Below are 17,889 nucleotides of genomic sequence, written 5' to 3'. Positions count from 1 at the left end.
CATCGTCCGAGAGACGCTGTCGTCCTTGAATGACCTAGTGCGCCGCACTATAATCTTCAGCTGTTAGCCCAAAACTCTTTTTCTGTCGTCAACGGTGATGCCGATGAGTGACAATGATGTTGTCCTGAAGCCAAAGCCTAAAACGAAGCCGAAGGTCGAAAGGCCGAAGCTCTATAAGATCATTCTCGTGAACGACGATTATACGCCGCGGGAATTCGTCATCATGGTGCTGAAGGCCGTCTTCCGCATGAGCGAGGAGACCGGCTACCGGGTGATGATGACTGCACATAAGCTCGGAACCTGCGTGGTCATGGTCTGCGCGCGGGATGTCGCCGAGACGAAGGCGCAGGAGGCGATCGATCTTGCTAAAAGCGCCGGTTTCCCGCTGATGTTCACGACCGAGCCTGAGGAATAGGCACGGTAATACTTGCTAAGCGGGCCGGCGGATATGGAAGCCGGTCTTATCCTGCTTGAAGCCGCAATTGGCGTAGAAGCGCAGCGTTGCCGGGTTCTTCGAGCCGGTCAGCAGCATCACTTTGTAGCAGTTCTTTCCCCAGGCAGTTGCGAATGCCGCGCGGATGACTGCGCCGGCAAGGCCGCGCTGACGATAATCGGCGTGGGTTACCACGTTCTCGATCAAAGCATAGGGCGCACCGCCGCGCGTGAGATTGGGAATGACGACCAGCGTCACGGATGACACGGCCTTGTCGCCGTCAAAGGCGGCGAGGATCGTCATGCCGGGATGAGTGAGGATTTCCGCGAGGCGGCTTTGCGCCAGTTGCAGATCCAACACCGGGTCTTCGGTGTTCAGATGCCGATAAAGCGCAAGCAGCGTCGAAAGGTCCGCCATTGCGACCGAACGGATGGGGAGATTTGCGGCGTCTGTGACTGCTGGCTGCGGCACCTCAATCGTCCTTCTTGCCGAACATCCTCTTCAGCATTTCCGCCATGGGCCCGGTTTCGGGGATCTTCGGCTTGATCTGATTGCGCGCCTGATGGATGTGGGACTTGGCGGGCGCTTTCTTCTCCGGCTTGGGTGCGTCGTCTTCCGGCTTGCCGCCGAGGGCAAGCGCGATCTTGTTCATCAGCTGCGAATCCTCGCCGCGCACCAGCATGTCGGCATTGTCGGCGAGCGCATCGAACAACGGGTCCAGCCAGTCCCTGTCCACTTTGGCGAAATCGCCAAGAACGTGGTTGTGCACCAATTCCTTGGCACCGGGATGACCGATGCCCAGCCGCAGACGGCGGTATTCCTTGCCGCAATGGGCATCGATCGACTTGATGCCGTTGTGACCGCCATGGCCGCCGCCGGTCTTCAGCCGCGCCTTGCCGGCCGGCAGGTCGAGTTCATCGTAGATCACAACGAGATCGGACGGCTGCAGCTTGTAGAAGCGCATAGCTTCGCCGACGGCTTCGCCGGAGAGGTTCATGAAGGTCTGCGGCTTGATGAGCAGCACCTTCTGGCCGCCGAGTTCGCCTTCGGCTATCTCCGCCTTGAATTTCTTCGACCAGGGCGAAAAGCTGTGGCGGCGATAGATCGCATCTACGGCCATGAAGCCGATATTGTGGCGGTTGCCTTGATACTTGGCGCCCGGATTGCCGAGGCCCGCGATGAGAAGCATGCGCTTCACCCCTTGGAAAATACCGATGCCCTTCACCACAGCGATTTGACGGCAAAGTCAAGGCGGCATGCGGTCAGTCGTCAAGGTGCAGGCCGTACTTCAGGAAAATCTGGCGCTGCGTGCCGTTTGCGATCAGCATGTCGAGCGCGGTCTGCATTCTGCCTTGGAGTTCGGCAGGAAAATCCTTCTGGCATGCAATGCCCATGGGCTGCTGAGAAAGGATCGTCACTTTCTCGACCGCATTGCCTTCTTTGCGCAGCTTGTCGAAATAGAACTCCGAGATCGGCATCAAGTCGATACGATCGCTCATCAGCTTCTTCAGGGTAGCCTTGAAATCGCTGCCGATGTCGATGCGCGGGAAATTATTCCGGCGCAGGATCGCTTCCGTATAGTCTTCGCGCCAGGTGCCGACGATATATTTCTTGGCTTCGGCGATGGTCGTTGCGGCAACGTTCGAGCCGCTATGCTTGATGAGAACGTTGCGATCGATCAGCAGCGGCTGTATCCATTTAAAGAGCTTGTCGCGCGCCTCGTTATGCGCAGTGACGAATACGCAGGTCATCGGCTCCGCCAGAGCCTGATTGTAGGCTCTCGCCCACGGCATGACATCGATCGTATAGTCGACCCCAATATCGGCCATAAGCTTTTGTATCTGCTCGGTGGCCGCGCCGACGGGCGTCTTGCCTTCACGATAGTTGAAGGGTGGATATTCCTCGGTGGTGAAATGAACGCTTTCGGCGTGGGCCGGAAAGAGACATGAAAACGAAAGCAGGCTGGTGGCGATTATGAACAGCAGCCCTCGCATCCGGCCCTCCATCGCTATGACGCCTGCGCTACGGGGGAAGAGCGGTCTTCCTGCAGGCTCGCCAGCGTCTTCATGAGGTTTTCGGGATGCAGCGGGCGATAGAAAAGATAGCCTTGGCCGTAGTCGATACCCATCGTACGTAGGGTTGCGCATTCCTCTTCCGTTTCCACGCCTTCGGCAATCACTGTACAGTTCATCTTGTGCGACAGGGTGGTGATGCTTTCGACCAGCATGCGGCTCTTGGCGCTGACATCGGAGGCGGTATCGTTGATCGCGCGGATGAAGGATTGGTCGATCTTGATGATATCGACCGGGAAGCGGTTGATATAGCTCAGCGAGGAATAGCCTGTGCCGAAATCGTCGAGCGCGATGCGGCAGCCATAGCGGCAGATCTCGTTGATGACCATGCGCGTCTCGGGATTGTCGTCCATGAGCACGGCCTCGGTGATTTCCACGACGATGCGCCGAGGCGCGATTTCGTAGCGTGACAGGAGAGCCGCAATGCGCAGCGGCAATTCGGATTCGAATTGCAGCGGCGAGAAGTTGATGGCGAGATAGGTATCCTGCATGCCCTCGATCCGCGAGAGGCGGGCAAAATCGGCAATAGCCTTCTCCATGATGCGGTTGCCGATACGAATGATCGAGCCGGTCTCTTCTGCGACCTCGATGATGCGGCCAGGGGGCAGGATGCCTTTCTGCGGGTGATGCAGGCGCATCAGCGCCTCGAAGCCGGCGATGGAGCGGTCGTCTATATTGACCACAGGCTGCAGATAGGCCTCGAACCAGTCTTCGTTGAGGCCGGTTTCGATATGGCTCTCGAGTTCGGCGCGGCGGCGGGAATCGTCCAGCATGCCGTTGTCGAAAATCTGTGCGCCGTTCTTGCCATCGCGCTTCTTGGCATACATGGCGATATCGGATTTCAGCAGCAGTTCCGCGGCATTGGCGGCTTGACGCGGGTAGATCGCGATCCCGATGCTGGCGCTGAGGCGCGCATCGCCGACGAAGGGCGCCTCGAAGACCTCGGCGATGAGGGCAGTCATTTCGATTGCTCTTGCTTCGGCATTCTCGGCCAGAAGCAGCATGGCAAATTCATCGCCGCCGAGGCGGGCGGCAATATCGCCCGGCGTCAGGCATTTCTGCAGGCGCGATACCAATTCGCGCAGTGCAGCGTCGCCGGCAGCATGGCCCATATTGTCGTTGATCCATTTGAAACGGTCGAGATCGACGAAGAGGCAGGCGAGTTCGCGCTTGCGCAGGTCGGCTTCGTTGATCTTGGCATCCAGCGCGCTCTCGAAGCCCTGGCGGTTGAGAAGGCCAGTTAGATGGTCGGTAATTGCCTGCCGCAGATTACGGTCTTCGGATTGCTTGAGTTCGGTGACGTCGGTCATGACGGAGAGCGACAGGCCATCCTGGATCGCGGTTGTCTCAAGGATCAGGACATCCATGATCCTCCCGTCCCGGCAGAGGAATTTCACGGTGACGTCGATGCGGGCGGCGCTGTGGGTGTTGCCGCGTTTGCGCTCGATATATTGCGTGCGCGAATCCGGCGAGACCAGGCTCGCAAACTCGCGTCCGATCACTTCGGCACGATCATAGCCCGTGGTGGCAAGCCAATAGTCGCTGACGGCCGCGATGCAATCGTCCTTGTCGAGCGAAAAGAGCATGGCGGGCGTCAGATTATAGGTGTCCGTCGCGCGGCGATGGGCCAGCTTCAGTTCGTTTTCCTCGCGCTGGAGTTTGCTCTGCATGTCGTTGAAGCTGCTGGCAAGCCGGCCCATTTCATCATTCGACTGCCAGTCCACATGATGACGCGAGCCGAGCCTTCGCGTAGCCTCTATGGCATGTGTCAACCGCATCAGCGGCTGGATGACGAAGATGCGATTGCCGATCAGCGCTGCGCCGAACACAGTCAGGACGGCGAAGATGAAGATGGAGATGAAGACGATCTCCTCGCTCTTCAGTCCGTCGAACAGGCCGAGCTGAGGATAATAGACGGTGATGGTGCCAAGCCGCTTCGCACCGTCGACGCCGTTGTAGATGATCGGCCGGTCAATGGACTCCAGATTGCCCTTGTAAGATTTCGGGATGGTCGATTGCGTGACGTCGAGCTGGCCGGAAAGATCACGGACGTTGACACGGACGATCGCGCCTTCGGCGACGGTGGTGGCGCTGATCTGGGTGACGCTGTCTTCGTCAAGGTCCCATAGCGGCTTTGCGAGGGCTTGGGCATTGGCGACGAGGAGAACGGTTATGTGATCCTTGATTTCCTTTTCCGCGCGTTCGGACGACAGAAAAAGGAATAGGACGAAGAGTGGCGCCACGAAAATCAGTAGCGCACCGCAAACGATCGCGAAAAACCTGTTTTCGACCGAATGGCTCATAGTTCCGTTAGCTCCCCGGTCATAGACCAGCGGATTTGGGAGGGCGCCGCTTTCTACAACTCTTTCGCGCAGATTTTCATGAATCCGTTAAATGTTGCTGAAACTGTGGGGTTAATGGAAATCAACGATAGTATAGATCCAAGACGTTCTTATTTTTACTTTCTCTAATATTTGTTTCCGAACATGAAAAAACCCGCCGTCCTGGGGAGGAGGCGGGTTTCGATGCTTCAAGTCGAAGATGCCAATCAGGCGCTGGCTTCTTCGCCGCCTTCAGCTTCGTCTTCAGCAAGGCCGGCAGCCGGGGCAACGATCGTTGCGATCGTGAAGTCGCGGTCGGTGATGACCGGGGTCACGTTCTTCGGCAGCTTGATGGCGGAGATGTGGATGCTGTCGCCGCTCTTCAGGCCCGTGAGGTCAACGGTGAAGAATTCCGGGATCGCATCGGCCGGGCAATGAACTTCGACTTCGTGGCGAACGATGTTCAGCACGCCGCCAGCCTTGAGGCCAGGCGACTTCTCGTGGTTTTCGAAGTGAACCGGGATTTCGACGGTAACCGCCGTGTTGCCGGAAACGCGCAGGAAATCGACGTGAAGCGTGAAGTCACGGACCGGATCGAGCTGGTAGTCCTTCGGCAGAACCTTGATCTTCTTGCCGTCGACGTCGATCGTGGCGATCGTCGTGAGGAAACCACCGGCGTGGATGCGCTTCGTCACCTCATTGGTGTTGAGAGCGATGGAAACGGGGGCCTGCTTGTCACCATAGATGACAGCGGGGATCAGACCATTGCGGCGAAGTTCACGGGCGGACCCCTTACCAACCCGTTCGCGCGCCTCGGCCTTGAGCTCGTAGCTTTCGTGGCTCATAGCTATTCCTTTCGAGGTTATTTGGAGAGTTCAGTCGGTCGGCCTACGCCGCATCGATTGAACTGGAGGAGGGCATGCCCTGCCTCATCCGCGTTGCCTCCAAGGGTGTCTACGCGGACGCGTGGCGTATAATACAAAGCGGCCAAAGGTGCAAGCACCCTCGGAATCGGGGCCTTGTGATGACATTGCAACTGCCGCCGACAAGCCTGCGACGGGGCCTCTATCAACGGCTTGACATATATCCTCGGCCCCATCAACAGTCGAATGCAATCGTTCCGGATCAAAAGGAGAGATCGGGCATGCGTTCCAGGGTTATCGCCGCCGCGGTTTTTTCCATGGGTCTTGCTGGTGTCTCACACGCAGCCGACGTGAACGAGCAAGGCGCCAAGGAACTCCGCAATGTTCTGACGCATTCGCTTTCGCAGGACCTTGCCCGCAGCGATTTCGTGACCGTAAAACCGGCCGGCGATCAATATGAGATCACCTATGATCTCGCGAAGTTCTTCGACAAGATCAATTCGAGCGCGTTTTCGGTGACGGGTTTCAAGCCGCTCTCCCTTTTCGCACAGCCTGTCGAGCAGGGAAGGTGGCATCTGACGGGCGACAACAGTCTCGATGTCGCCTTGCATTCGCCAACCTCGGACATTGCCTATTCCATCGCTTCCAGCTCTTTTGACGGTGTTTTCGATCCTGCCATCGAAATGATGCGGTCGATGGGCATCAAGAGCAGCGGCGTGAAATTTTCGAGCGCCGGTGGTGGCCGGAAAAGCGGGCGCAAGATCGATGCGACCATCGACAGCGCCTCATTCGCTCACACGGTCACCGACAGTAGCGAAGCGGGTAAGGTCGATCTGCAATTGCAAGGTACGCTGCAACGCTTGCATGAGCAGGTGACGCTGCGGCCGGATGCGGCGCCGATCACTTTCAGCGCCGATAGCGTCGATACCAACCTCACTGCCACCAGCCTGCCGGTGAAGGATCTGCGCGCGCTCATCCGTTTCTTCGTTCAACACGTCAAGGCCAAGCAACTTTCGCAAAGTGGCAGCGAAAAGTTCGAGCAGCTGGTCCATCAGGCTCTGCCGGTTTTCGGTTCGCTCGGCAAGACCGTGACCGTGAACAACGCGCTGGTGGCAACGGAGAAAGGCAACGTCGGCGTCAAGCGTATCGATTACAGTTTCAAGATGGACGGCCTAACCAAGGCGTCCAATGTCAATCTGGAGCTTAGGGCCGAGCAATTTACGCCCGATGCGGGTCTTGTGCCGGCTACTTTTATGCCCTTCCTGCCCATGATGGTGGATGTTCAGCTCGGCGTGCCCAATATCAATTTCTCCGGCCTCATCGATGCTGGCCTCGATTCAATTGTCGCGCGGGAGACGCCGGTTTCCGGCGAAACTCTGAAACGCACGATGTTCCCGAGCGGCTACGGAACGCTGGAGCTTCCGAAGATCAGTGCAAAATCCGATGTCTACGACGTCGAGGTTTCCGGTGAGCTGAAGGCCTCGACCAAGCCGCATTCCGGCTTTTCGCTGCAGGCGACGATCCTGGCGCGCGACTTCGACAAGACTGTCGCTGCCATGCAAGAGGCTGCCAAGACCCAGCCTCGCTTGAACGGTGTTTCCTTCAGCTTGATTGCTGCAAAGGGTTTTGCCAAGACCGACCCGGACGGTCGTCTGCGCTGGGACGTCACCATGGATGAAGACCGAACGGTGACGGTCAACGGACAGGTGATGAAGAAGCCTTGAAGTTTGAGGGTAAGCCCATGTATCAGGGCGATGATAAAGTTCCATGTAAAAGGCCGGTCGGCGCCTTTCAGGTTTCCACGTTTCTTTTCCATCATATTTGGGGGTGAGTTATGCGTTTCAAAGCGGTTGCCACGGCGGCTGTTCTCGCTGTCGGCGTGGCCGGCGTTGTGCAGGCGGCTGATGTCAGCGAGCAAGGTGCTAAGGACCTTTACGGCAATCTGACCTATTTCCTGCCCGATGATATCGCCAAGAGCGGTGCGATCGCGGTCAAGCCGGTCAGCCCGCACTACGAAGTCACCTATGATTTGCAGAAGCTGCTCGATAAGTTGAATGTGAGCGGTTTCGACATCAGTGGCCTCAAGCCGCTGATGATGCTGGCAACACCGCTGGATAGCGGCCTTTGGAACATTGAAGGCAACAACGCCTTCGATGTGACGGCCCGTTCGAAGCCTGGCAGCGGCCCCGATACCGAATTTCGCTATGCCTTGGCATCATCGACCTTTCAGGGCGTATTCGATCCCGCACTTCATTATCTGCGTTCCATGGATATGAAGGGCAACGGCATCACCATCGCGACAAAGACCACCGACGAAGATAAAAGCGTCCAGAAGAATGACGCGACCGCCGACAGCATCACCTATACCGTGTCGTCGGCAGACAGCGGCGAGCCGGGCAGGCTCGATCTCAAGATGAACGGCAGCCTGCAATCGCTCTACGACAAGATTTCGGCCGACGATGCGACGCTCGGGGAAGTCAAGATTGCAGCGATCGATTTCAGCATGGGGGCGACGAAGCTGCCCTTGAAGGCACTGAATTCGCTGCTGCAGTTCGTCTCCGAACACAAGGATGAGAAGACGCTTTCCGATGCCGACAGCAAGGCGATCAAGGCCTTGCTGCTGGATGCCATGCCGATCGTCGGTTCCTTCGAGGAGTCGGTCGCCATCAAGGATATCGCGGTCACGACGCCATTCGGCAATGGCGGCCTGCAGAAGATGGGCTATTTCTTCAAGGTAGCCGGGCCAGCCAATGCCATGAATGCGGACTTCGGGCTGAATGCCGAGAAGCTTGCACTGGAAACGGGCCTGATCCCCGAAGACTATGTCGCCTTCATCCCCGATACGGCCGATATCCAGGTGCAAGTGCCGAACCTGAATTTCTCCGCTCTCGTGGATGTTTTTCAGCAGGCCGATTTGAAGAATCCTGAGAGCGACACGGCCATGGACGAGAAGCTACAGAAGGCCATGTTCCCGGACGGGACGATGACCGTCAACTTCCCGAAGATCAGCGCCGCGTCGGGTCTCTATGATGTCGAGGCATCCGGCAGCCTGCGCGGCTGGCTGAACGAGAAGGACCGCGTCGCCATGAAGATGACGGTTCTTGCTCGCGATCTCGACAAGACGATCGCCGCCATCCAGGAGGCCGCAAAAACCAAGGAGGATCTGTCTCAGCTCTCCTTCGGCCTGATGATGGCCAAGGGCTTTGCCAAGACGGATGCAGATGGGCGCTCGCGCTGGGATATCGATCTTTCAGACGATGGTCACGTGTCGGTCAACGGTCAGGTCCTGAAGTAAGCCAATTTGAAATCAGAATGCGATCATGTTTGTCCTGAAGCCGCTGAGCCAGCGCTCGATCTCTCTCCTATGGGCCGGCCAGGTGCTGGCTGCTACAGGCTCCGAATTTTACATGGTCGCCGTCGTCTGGATTGCGGCGGATTTTATCGGCAACAATGCGGGATATGTTTCCGCATTGCAGTCCGGTTCGCTGCTGTTCGGCAGCCTGTTCGGCGGTATCGTCACGGATCGCTGGCGGCATAGCACGACGATGATCACGGCCGATTTGATGCGCGCAGCTCTGTTGCTGACATTATCACTGGCAGGAATGCTGCATCTGATGAGCCTGCCACTGCTGGTCGTGCTTGCCGGAAGCATCGCATTGCTGACGTCGACGTTCGACCCTTCGCTGCAGGCGACCCTGCCGACGATTGCGGTCGATGCCGAAGTCCGGCACGCGACCAACGGCCTGTTCGATGCAACCCGCCGCATGGCGCGCATCCTCGGCCCGAGCCTGATCGCGCTCGTGAACGGGTTCCTGCCGAAATCTCAGTTCTTCATGGTCACGGCTGCTACTTTCATATTGTCGGCGCTTGCCGTGTGGCTGGCGGTGGCGAAACTCCCGACGGCGTCGCGGCGTCGGGATTTCTCCGGGATGGCGGCTGTGGTGGACGGCGTTCTTGGTGGGTGGCGCGCGGCGCGGGGCCATGCGGCAATCCTCTATGGCCTCTTCACCAACCTGGTGGGAAACGTAGCCTGGGCAATGGGCATCCTGCTCGGAATGATCCTGCATTTGCGCGAAACCAGCGCCGACCCGCTCACCGACTACAGCCTGATGATGACGGCTTACGGCGTCGGCAACCTGACGACCAATCTGATCCTCGGCAGCGTTAAGCCGCGCCGGCCGGTGGTCTGGATCATCGTGGCGAAGCTCATTTTCGGATCTGGCGTTTTCCTGTTGCCGCTGATGCATGATCGGATCGGCCTGATGATCGTTGCCTGCTTTGCGGCGATCAACGGACCCTTCGAAAACCTTGCCATCCTGCATCTGATGCAGACGCGCAGCGAACCGCATCGCCTGGCGCAGGTCTACCGTCTATTGATGTGCGCGATCTTCACCGGCCTGTTTCTGGCCTATCTGATGTCGCCAACACTGTTTGCTTGGTTCGGTATCGGACCTTCGATCATGGGATCGGGGGCGGCCGTCTTCATCTCGGGGCTCTTGGGCATCGGCCTGCTCGCATGGAGGCAGGCGCATCCCGCGCCTGCGAAGGCGAGCTGAGGCGGCGCTGCATCTTACAGCGTGATGCCGAAAAGTGTAAGCGGTTTTCGGACGACATCACGCTCTATTTCTTTGATTCTAGAGCGGATTCAGATTTTAGGTCGACTCGACCTAAAATCATCCGGCTCTAGTCGAAGAGGCTCGAGACCGATTCTTCCTGGCTGGTGCGGTTGATCGCTTCACCGATGAGGCCAGCCGTCGTGATGACGCGAATATTCGGAGCCGATAGCACGGCTGTCGTCGGCTGGATGGAATCGGTAATCACCAGTTCCTTCAGCTGCGAATTTGCGACGCGGGTTACGGCGCCGCCGGAGAGAACGCCGTGGGTGATATAGGCGGTGACGCTGGCGGCACCTCGTGCGAGCAGGGCATCGGCAGCGTTGCAGAGCGTACCGCCGGAATCGACGATATCGTCGATCAGGAGGCAATCCTTGCCTGAGACGTCACCAATGACGTTCATGACTTCGGATTCGCCGGGGCGATCACGGCGCTTGTCCACGATCGCCAGCAGACAGTCGAGGCGCTTGGCGAGCGCGCGGGCACGTACGACGCCGCCGACATCAGGAGAAACGACCATGACATTGCCGATATCGTAGTTCGCCTTGATATCGCGCGTCAGGATCGGCAGTGCGTAGAGATTGTCCGTCGGGATATCGAAGAAGCCCTGAATCTGGCCGGCATGCAGGTCGAGCGTAAGAACGCGGTCCGCGCCTGCCTCGGTGATCAGATTGGCGACGAGCTTTGCCGAGATCGGCGTGCGCCCCGAGGCGCGGCGATCTTGACGGGCATAACCGAAATAGGGGAGGACCGCCGTTATGCGCCGCGCCGACGAGCGGCGCATCGCATCGATCATGATCAGCAGTTCCATAAGGTGATCGTTGGTCGGAAACGACGTCGGCTGCACGAGGAACACATCCTCGCCGCGTACATTTTCCTGGATCTCTACGAAAATCTCCTGGTCGGCGAACCGGCGGACGCTAGCTCTTCCCAAGGGAACGTTGAGATAATTGCAGATCGCTTCGGCAAGATGCCGGTTCGAATTGCCTGCGAAAACCTTCATTGTGGCCCGCCTATTACCAACCTGATAGCCGCGCTTTTAACCGCCTTGCTCTCGAATGCAAGAGGGAGAGGCCCGTTAGCTTCATATTTCTGAAAAGCTTTTAGCTATCCACCGTTGGATTCGCGCCAGGAATTGAAATCCGACATGGTTTTGGTGGCAATTTTCTGCATAACCGTTGGAGGAACGGCCGACCAGGGATCGCCACGCTTCAGAGGCGCGCTTTCCGAGCCCTGGATGCGGTGGACGCGGTTGCCATTGCTGTCCAATACATCCCAGACGTAGGTCACGGAAATCTGCGGGCCGTCTTCAAAGGCGGAAAGATAGCCCTTGAGGATATAGGCGGCACTGGAATCGCTTGAGCTCTTGATCGTCAGGCCGAGCGAGCGGGCGTCGGCACCAAGCTGGCGCGACAGCGGCGTGACAGCTTCCACCGGAGCGCCGATGATCGGCAGGAAGCGGACGCTGTTGCCGCCGGCCGCGGCTGTGGGCGGCAGAGACGCCTGTTGATCCGGCTGCGGTTGATCTGGCTGCGGGGCCTCGGCAGTCTGTTGCTGCTGCTGCGGCTGTGGATCGTCTAACAGGCGCCGGTCGGCCTCGCGCTGCTCGTCGGCTTCCGAAAATTGATTGTTAGATGGAGCGATGGAGGCGGTCCGGGAACCGTCGAGCGGGCGAGACGCATAGGGATTGGTGCCGTTCGATCTCAGCGCCGAGGCCTGGTCGTCGAGCGTGCCGCTGCCGCCGTAGTTTTGCGGCTGATAGGCCTGCTGCGAGGTCTGCTGCTGATAGCCGTAGCTCTCCTGCGCGCTTTGATAGGTTTGGCGGCGCTGAGGTGTCGAGGCCATGCGCTCGACATCTCGTTGGGTGACCGGGCTGGAGCCGGCATCACCGATCGCTTCGGGCGGCGTCAGGGCGTCCGTGGTGTTGCAGGCGGAGAGCGCGAGGCAAAAGCCGGCGACAGTCAACGTTATCCTGACCACTCCCATTGACGCGATCCTTTCTCCCGACGGTCTGACCGTCCAGGATCGCTATCTTACGCCCCTAACGGTTAAGAAATTCGAGAGGGTGGCGGGAAAGGGCTTTTGGGGCCTGCGAGGTCGTTAGATAGGTCTGCCCGAGGGTCATGGCGGTGCCGCTGTCGGAATCCATGATGATCATATGCACGAAGAGCGACATGTTCTCCTGGATCTCAAGCGGATTGCCCATGTGGAACATCTCGTGCTCCATCCATGACGGCGAGAAGCGGGCGCCGAGAGAGTAGCCACAGGCATTCAGCCGGTGGCGGGCAAGGCCGCGCTCGTCCATGATCTTGGCGTGCATGTCGAAGACGTCGCCGAAAGTGTGCCCCGGCATCAGGATTGTCTCGATCGCCTGCAGGGTTTCAAGGCAGGCGCTGTAAAGCTCGCGATGGCGATGGCTGGGAGTGCCGATGACGACCGTGCGCATCATGGCTGCGTGATAATGGGCATCGACACCGGCCCATTCAAGCGTCAGCTGGTCGTCCGCATCGAGCTTGCGACGGCCGGACTTGTAGCGGCAGAGCAGGGCCTCCGCGCCAGAGCCTATGATGAATGCATTGGCCGGATAATCGCCGCCGCCGGCAAAGACGGCTCCCTGCATGGCTTCGAGAATGTCTGACTCATCCGCGCCCGCCCTAACCAGAGACAGGGCAGCGTCCAGGGCATCGTCGGCCAGTGCCGCGGCGCGTTCGACATGGGCGATTTCTGCCGGGCTCTTCGTCAGCCGCAGTTGGCTGACGAGATAGGAGGCGTCGACGATCTGGCCGAAACTCGCCAATTGCTGGTCGAGCAGCCGGGCGATGCGTCCGGTCATCCCATGGGTGTCATATTCGACCCCGATACGGGCACCGAGAAGATCGAGATCCGACAATAGTTCCTTGAGATCCAGCGTCGGATCGGCGTTGACGCGATCGACCCATATGCGGATGTCGGTGATGACCGAAGTCAGCTGCGCCTGGCGCAGATCGGCCGAGCGCGTCATCAGCGTCAGAGATCCATCCGCTTTGACGACCAGCGTCTGGAAAAAGCAAAAGCCGAACGTATCGTAGCCGGTGAGCCAATACATGCTCTCCTGTGCGAAGAGCAGCATGGCATCCAGTTTTTCTTCCTGCATTCTCGCCAGCAGGCGTGCCAGACGAGCATCGAATTCGCTGCGTTCGAAATGCAGGGCCATATTAACTTGCCTCCCCGATAGCGATGGCGGAAATCTGGCGTCCGTAATCCGGCTCCTTCGCATGCGTCGTGCGCCGATAGGAGAAGAAACGCTCCGCATCCGGATAGGTGCAGAGGTTCAGGCTTTCGGCGGCGACACCGGCTTTGCGCAAACGATCGACCGTGAGGGACGGCAGATCGAACATGGCATGGCCTTCGCGCTCAGAAGGGGCGAAATATTTAGCATAACCGGGATCGTGAGCAAGAAAGCGTTCGACGAATTCTGGGCCGACCTCATAGCTCGCCTGGCTGATCGATGGGCCGAGGCCGGCAATGATGGCGTCACGCCTTGCGCCGAGCGTCACCATCGCGTCGATGGTGTTTTCAAGCACGCCGGTCAGCGCGCCCTTCCAGCCGGCGTGGGCGGCGCCGATAACCCGGTTTTCGGGATCGGCAAAAAGGATCGGGCCGCAATCGGCGGCAAGCACGCCGATGGCGATGCCCGGCGTTGCCGTCACCATCGCATCGGCCTGCGGCCGGCTGCCGTCGTAATGCGCACCGATGGTCACGACATCGGGCGAATGTATCTGATGCACGGTGGCGAGCCGGTCGACCGGCAAGCCGAACCAGCCGGCAACACGGCGCCGGTTTTCCTGCACGCGCTCGCGATCGTCATGCGAACCGAGCCCAACATTCAGCCCGCGATAGAGGCCCTCCGACACGCCGCCGGCGCGGGTGAAATAGCCGTGGCGAATGCCCGCAGCCTCGGCGGCGCTCAGCAATGTGCTTGCAAGTGGTGTCGGCAACGAGATGTCCCTTGATATCTTGATTGACCTGTCGTGCTTGAGATAACGCAGCCGCGGCGAAGCAGTTCGATCATTGGGGGATGTTGGCCCAGCCCGACGCACGCTGTCAATCCGCAGGATTGGTGGTCAGGTCTCAGCTGACGGGACGAAAGGGCAGGAGATCGATCGCAGGGCTGGAGACTGCCAGCACCTTGAAAAGCTCCCCCATCTTGCCTTCGCCGGCGCCGGCAAGCCGCTCCACCGCGACCCTGATATTCTCCTGCGTTGCTGCATCCTGGTCGCGGCCGAGGGCGGCTGCTCGCTCCAGCAGACCGAGCCCGACAAGAAAATCGCCCTGATGACAGCAGCCGTTTATATGGAGGCCGGAGGCGAGCGCCGTCTGGGCCAGATGCTGGAAGTCGACATGGCTGGTCAGGTCGGCTTCGCCGGGGTGCTCCAGCGGCGAATCGTATTCGTGCATGCGGACGGCCTGCAGCGTATCGCCGAAGCTTGTCGCCATATGACCGTAGTCGATGACAAGCGCCGTGCCGCCATGCGCGGCAAGCCTGTCGCAGATTGTGGTCATGACGGCCTGACGGGCGGGCGCAATTTCAAAGATCGTGCCGATCGGCGGCAGGCCACCGTCGGGAAGAAGCGAGGGGTCGAGAGTCGCGACGCCTGTCGTGAAGGTTAGCTCGTCGCTGATGTCGAGACCGACCATCCGCTCGCGAAAACCATTGCCGGTGCGCACGAACTGGCGGATCGGAATGGCGTCAAAAAGCTCGTTGGCGGCGAGCAAGGTGAAACCCTCAGGCACCTCGCCGAAATCCGTATGCCAGGAAATTTTGGCGCCATACGCTTCCAGGGTTTGGCGCTGGAAGCCTTGCAGGCGTTCACTGGTCTCGACGAGATGCACCGTCATGACATCGTAAAGCGGCGGCGCCAGCTTGCCGATGACGCGCAGCATGTCGGACATCATCGTGCCGCGGCCAGGGCCGATCTCGACGAGGCGCACCTCGGCCGGCGTTCCGTGCCGCTGCCAGGCATGCACCATGAAGACGCCGATCATTTCGCCGAACAGTTGGCTGATCTCGGGTGCAGTCACGAAATCGCCGGATTGGCCGAAGGGTTCACGCGTCTTGTAGTAACCATGCACGGGGTCGGCGAGACACAACGAAAAATAATCCGTAATGCTCAATGGTCCGTTGGTGCGGATGATGGCTTTGATTTTTTCCCCGAGCGCCGTCGTCATTCTTTGCTTTCGCTAGTGCGTGATCCTGAAAGGCTGGGAGCCGTTCCTGAAAGGATCGCGCGTATTGAACTCCACCTCAAGCCATCTGCCTTGCTGCCGCCAGCCGGGCGCGGATGACAGCCCATAGGCCGATGGCAACCATCGGAAGTGACAGCACCATGCCCATCGTCAGCCAGTTCGTGCCGAGCAGATAGCCGAGCTGCTCGTCAGGCTGACGGAAGAATTCGACAAAAATACGCGAGAAGGCATAGCCGATGACGAAAATACCGCTGACCGTACCCGGCTTTTTCAATGCCAGCGCCCAGCGCGTAAGCACAAAGAGAATAAGGAAGAGGATGATGCCTTCGATGCCGGCTTCATAAAGTTGGCTCGGGTGCCGCGGGTCTGGGCCTGCAGGGCATACGCCATTATGGGCGGCGATCACATGCGGGCTGCAGAAGACCATCGCCCACGGAACGTCGCTGGCCCGACCCCAAAGCTCGCCGTTGATGAAATTGGCGATGCGGCCGAAGAATAGGCCGATCGGCGCGACGGCGGCGACGATATCGAACAGGCTCCAGGTCGGGATCTGGTTGCGCCTTGCGAACAAGATCATGGCGATAGTCGTGCCTATTAATCCGCCGTGGAAGGACATGCCGCCATTCCAGACCTCGATAGCGCGGATCGGATTGGCGAGCACCGGGTCGAGATCGTAGAAAAGGATGTAGCCGATGCGGCCGCCGAGAACGATGCCGAAGGCGACCCAGAGAATGAAGTCATCCAGATGCTGACGCGTCATCGGTGCAGTATCGTTCAGCCAGAGCTTGCCATTGTCGACCAGCCGCCTTGCATAGAACCAGCCGAGCAGGATGCCTGCGACATAGGCAAGCCCATACCAATGCACTGAGATCGGGCCGAGGGAGACGGCGATAGGGTTGATGTCCGGGAACGGCAGGATGGCGGCGAGATTGGCGGATGTCAGCAAGATCGTCAGGCCCGTTTCAGCATGTTCCCGAAAGCACCGTGCCATTCCGGAACGGGGATCATGCTATATAGCTAAATGTGCGCGGAACATGGCGTTCGCTGTCGAAACGGTCAAGTCGATTGTTGATCCGGCCGAGATGGGGCTCCGGTTGTCCAGTCCTATCTCAATTTGCTTGCATCGGCCCCTTGGAAATCCTACCTCAGCACTATCTGGCCCATATCGATGCCTGACCGTTGAGGGCCGACGGCTGCAAGGAGATTGCCATGAGCACTGGACCGAACCGAATCTTGGATGAATTCGCCAAGCTGATGACCGATGCCGCCGGTGCTGCCCAAGGCGTGCGCCGTGAAATCGAGACCGCCTTCAATGCCCATGCCGAGCGCTGGCTGAACAGCATGGATATCGTCAAGCGCGAGGAATTCGAAGCCGTCCGCGAAATGGCGATCAAGGCGCGCGACGAAAACGAGGCGCTGCTGGCGAGAATCGAAGCACTTGAAACCAAGCTTGCTTCCAAGGGCAAATAAGCCCGGTCTTACGTTTGCAGATCGGCACGGCACCCGTTTGCCGTGCCTTTTTCCTCTGAAAATTTGCGTTTGTTTTTCCACCTGTGGACATAGGCAAAAAAGCCAATCGCCAGAGTCGGTTATGACTCCCTTCTGAATAGACGTCGGAAGAGCTTTCCACAGTGCCGTTTCCAAAATCACCGTTCAGGGGCTGGCATGCCGGGCATGCCGCTATACACTGATTTTAAATGATGATTCGAAACGGACTTGGTAAGCCCCGGGCATGGTGGAAGCGTTAGTCTGGCAGCCGTTCAACATCATCCCGAGGATGTTTCCGGAGTAAAATTGTTTGCGTTCTTTCAGTGTCGAGCCACGGGAAAACTGCAACCGATCCGGTCAAGAAGGTGCTGCATGAGCCTTATGGAAATGGAAGCCGAACGACAATCGAACCCGGTCGACATGATCGAATTCGTCGCTGCCAATAACGATTGGTCGTTCGAACGGTCCGGCGAGGACGAACTCGCCATGACCGTCGAGGGACGATGGACCGACTATCACGTCTCGTTTTCCTGGATGGAGGAGTTCGAGGCGCTGCACATAGCCTGCGCGTTTGACGTCAAGGTTCCGGATCCCCGGGTCAACGAGGTGATCAAGCTCTTGTCCTGCATCAATGGGCAGGTGCTGATGGGTCACTTCGATCTGTGGCGTCAGGAAGACATCGTTATCTTCCGCCAATCGCTTCTCTTGTCGGGTGGGGCGGAGCCCACCAACCGTCAGGTGGAAGTGCTGCTTTCCAACGCGCTTGACACCTGCGAAGCTTACTATCAGGCTTTCCAATTCGTTGTATGGTCCGGCCTTGACGCGAACCGCGCCATGGAAGCCGTACTTTTTGAAACGGTAGGCGAAGCGTGA

General features: G+C 58.8%; 17 protein-coding genes. 6 read left to right on the top strand and 11 right to left on the bottom strand.

The genetic code is table 11. The features are described 5' to 3' along the window. The first annotated feature begins 103 nt into the window (after positions 1 to 103). A complete protein-coding gene (gene clpS / locus AC13RE_RS05000; protein WP_488482911.1) occupies positions 104 to 415 on the top strand; it encodes an ATP-dependent Clp protease adapter ClpS in 312 nt (103 codons plus the stop codon). Positions 416 to 430: 15 nt separating this feature from the next. On the opposite strand, the gene AC13RE_RS04995 is transcribed toward clpS, so the two are convergent. From AC13RE_RS04995 to AC13RE_RS04975, 5 genes are all read right to left on the bottom strand, one after another. After that, the gene (locus tag AC13RE_RS04995) at positions 431 to 850 is read right to left on the bottom strand and encodes a GNAT family N-acetyltransferase (RefSeq protein ID WP_488562541.1); all 420 of its coding nucleotides are present in this window, start codon (positions 848 to 850) and stop codon (positions 431 to 433) included. Positions 851 to 905: 55 nt separating this feature from the next. Further along, complete coding sequence (gene pth / locus AC13RE_RS04990; protein WP_488562151.1) at positions 906 to 1,622, bottom strand: aminoacyl-tRNA hydrolase; 717 nt, start codon at positions 1,620 to 1,622, stop codon at positions 906 to 908. Positions 1,623 to 1,695: 73 nt separating this feature from the next. Further along, positions 1,696 to 2,427, bottom strand: a complete 732-nt coding sequence (locus tag AC13RE_RS04985) for a substrate-binding periplasmic protein (protein ID WP_488562150.1) — start codon at positions 2,425 to 2,427, stop codon at positions 1,696 to 1,698. A gap of 14 nt (positions 2,428 to 2,441) precedes the next feature. Beyond that, positions 2,442 to 4,808, bottom strand: a complete 2,367-nt coding sequence (locus AC13RE_RS04980; protein ID WP_488562149.1) for an EAL domain-containing protein — start codon at positions 4,806 to 4,808, stop codon at positions 2,442 to 2,444. Positions 4,809 to 5,053: 245 nt separating this feature from the next. Further along, the gene (locus AC13RE_RS04975; RefSeq protein WP_015340613.1) at positions 5,054 to 5,671 is read right to left on the bottom strand and encodes a 50S ribosomal protein L25/general stress protein Ctc; all 618 of its coding nucleotides are present in this window, start codon (positions 5,669 to 5,671) and stop codon (positions 5,054 to 5,056) included. Positions 5,672 to 5,970: 299 nt separating this feature from the next. Between AC13RE_RS04975 and AC13RE_RS04970 the strand changes: the two genes are divergently transcribed. From AC13RE_RS04970 to AC13RE_RS04960, 3 genes are all read left to right on the top strand, one after another. Beyond that, positions 5,971 to 7,413 carry a hypothetical protein gene (locus tag AC13RE_RS04970; protein WP_488562148.1) on the top strand — a complete coding sequence of 481 codons (1,443 nt, stop codon included), beginning with the start codon at positions 5,971 to 5,973 and terminating at the stop codon, positions 7,411 to 7,413. Positions 7,414 to 7,523: 110 nt separating this feature from the next. Further along, positions 7,524 to 8,984, top strand: coding sequence for a hypothetical protein (locus AC13RE_RS04965; protein WP_488562147.1), 1,461 nt, complete (start codon positions 7,524 to 7,526; stop codon positions 8,982 to 8,984). Positions 8,985 to 9,009: 25 nt separating this feature from the next. Beyond that, entirely contained in the window at positions 9,010 to 10,245 is a 1,236-nt protein-coding gene (locus AC13RE_RS04960; RefSeq protein ID WP_488562146.1) for an MFS transporter, read from the top strand. Positions 10,246 to 10,372: 127 nt separating this feature from the next. On the opposite strand, the gene AC13RE_RS04955 is transcribed toward AC13RE_RS04960, so the two are convergent. The 6 genes from AC13RE_RS04955 to lgt all read right to left on the bottom strand — a co-directional run bounded on the left by AC13RE_RS04955 (position 10,373) and on the right by lgt (position 16,474). Then, positions 10,373 to 11,305 (bottom strand): ribose-phosphate pyrophosphokinase, encoded by a 933-nt coding sequence (locus AC13RE_RS04955; protein WP_015340609.1) that lies wholly within the window; start codon positions 11,303 to 11,305, stop codon positions 10,373 to 10,375. Between the two features lie 104 nt (positions 11,306 to 11,409). After that, positions 11,410 to 12,288 (bottom strand): hypothetical protein, encoded by an 879-nt coding sequence (locus tag AC13RE_RS04950; RefSeq protein WP_488562145.1) that lies wholly within the window; start codon positions 12,286 to 12,288, stop codon positions 11,410 to 11,412. Between the two features lie 55 nt (positions 12,289 to 12,343). After that, complete coding sequence (locus tag AC13RE_RS04945; RefSeq protein WP_488562144.1) at positions 12,344 to 13,495, bottom strand: M24 family metallopeptidase; 1,152 nt, start codon at positions 13,493 to 13,495, stop codon at positions 12,344 to 12,346. Between the two features lies 1 nt (position 13,496). Next, complete coding sequence (pgeF, locus tag AC13RE_RS04940) at positions 13,497 to 14,279, bottom strand: peptidoglycan editing factor PgeF (protein ID WP_488562143.1); 783 nt, start codon at positions 14,277 to 14,279, stop codon at positions 13,497 to 13,499. A gap of 133 nt (positions 14,280 to 14,412) precedes the next feature. Continuing rightward, positions 14,413 to 15,510 (bottom strand): class I SAM-dependent methyltransferase, encoded by a 1,098-nt coding sequence (locus AC13RE_RS04935; protein WP_488562142.1) that lies wholly within the window; start codon positions 15,508 to 15,510, stop codon positions 14,413 to 14,415. A gap of 76 nt (positions 15,511 to 15,586) precedes the next feature. Then, positions 15,587 to 16,474, bottom strand: coding sequence for a prolipoprotein diacylglyceryl transferase (gene lgt / locus AC13RE_RS04930; RefSeq protein ID WP_165915224.1), 888 nt, complete (start codon positions 16,472 to 16,474; stop codon positions 15,587 to 15,589). Between the two features lie 263 nt (positions 16,475 to 16,737). On the opposite strand from lgt, the gene AC13RE_RS04925 reads away from it, so the two are divergent. Both AC13RE_RS04925 and AC13RE_RS04920 read left to right on the top strand, forming a co-directional pair. Next, a complete protein-coding gene (locus tag AC13RE_RS04925) occupies positions 16,738 to 16,998 on the top strand; it encodes an accessory factor UbiK family protein (protein WP_015340603.1) in 261 nt (86 codons plus the stop codon). 390 nt (positions 16,999 to 17,388) lie between these two features. Then, the gene (locus AC13RE_RS04920; protein WP_041677603.1) at positions 17,389 to 17,889 is read left to right on the top strand and encodes a type III secretion system chaperone family protein; all 501 of its coding nucleotides are present in this window, start codon (positions 17,389 to 17,391) and stop codon (positions 17,887 to 17,889) included.

Source organism: Martinezella sp. CNPSo 3959, assembly GCF_057784355.1.
This window is presented reverse-complemented; position numbering and strand designations above follow the sequence as displayed.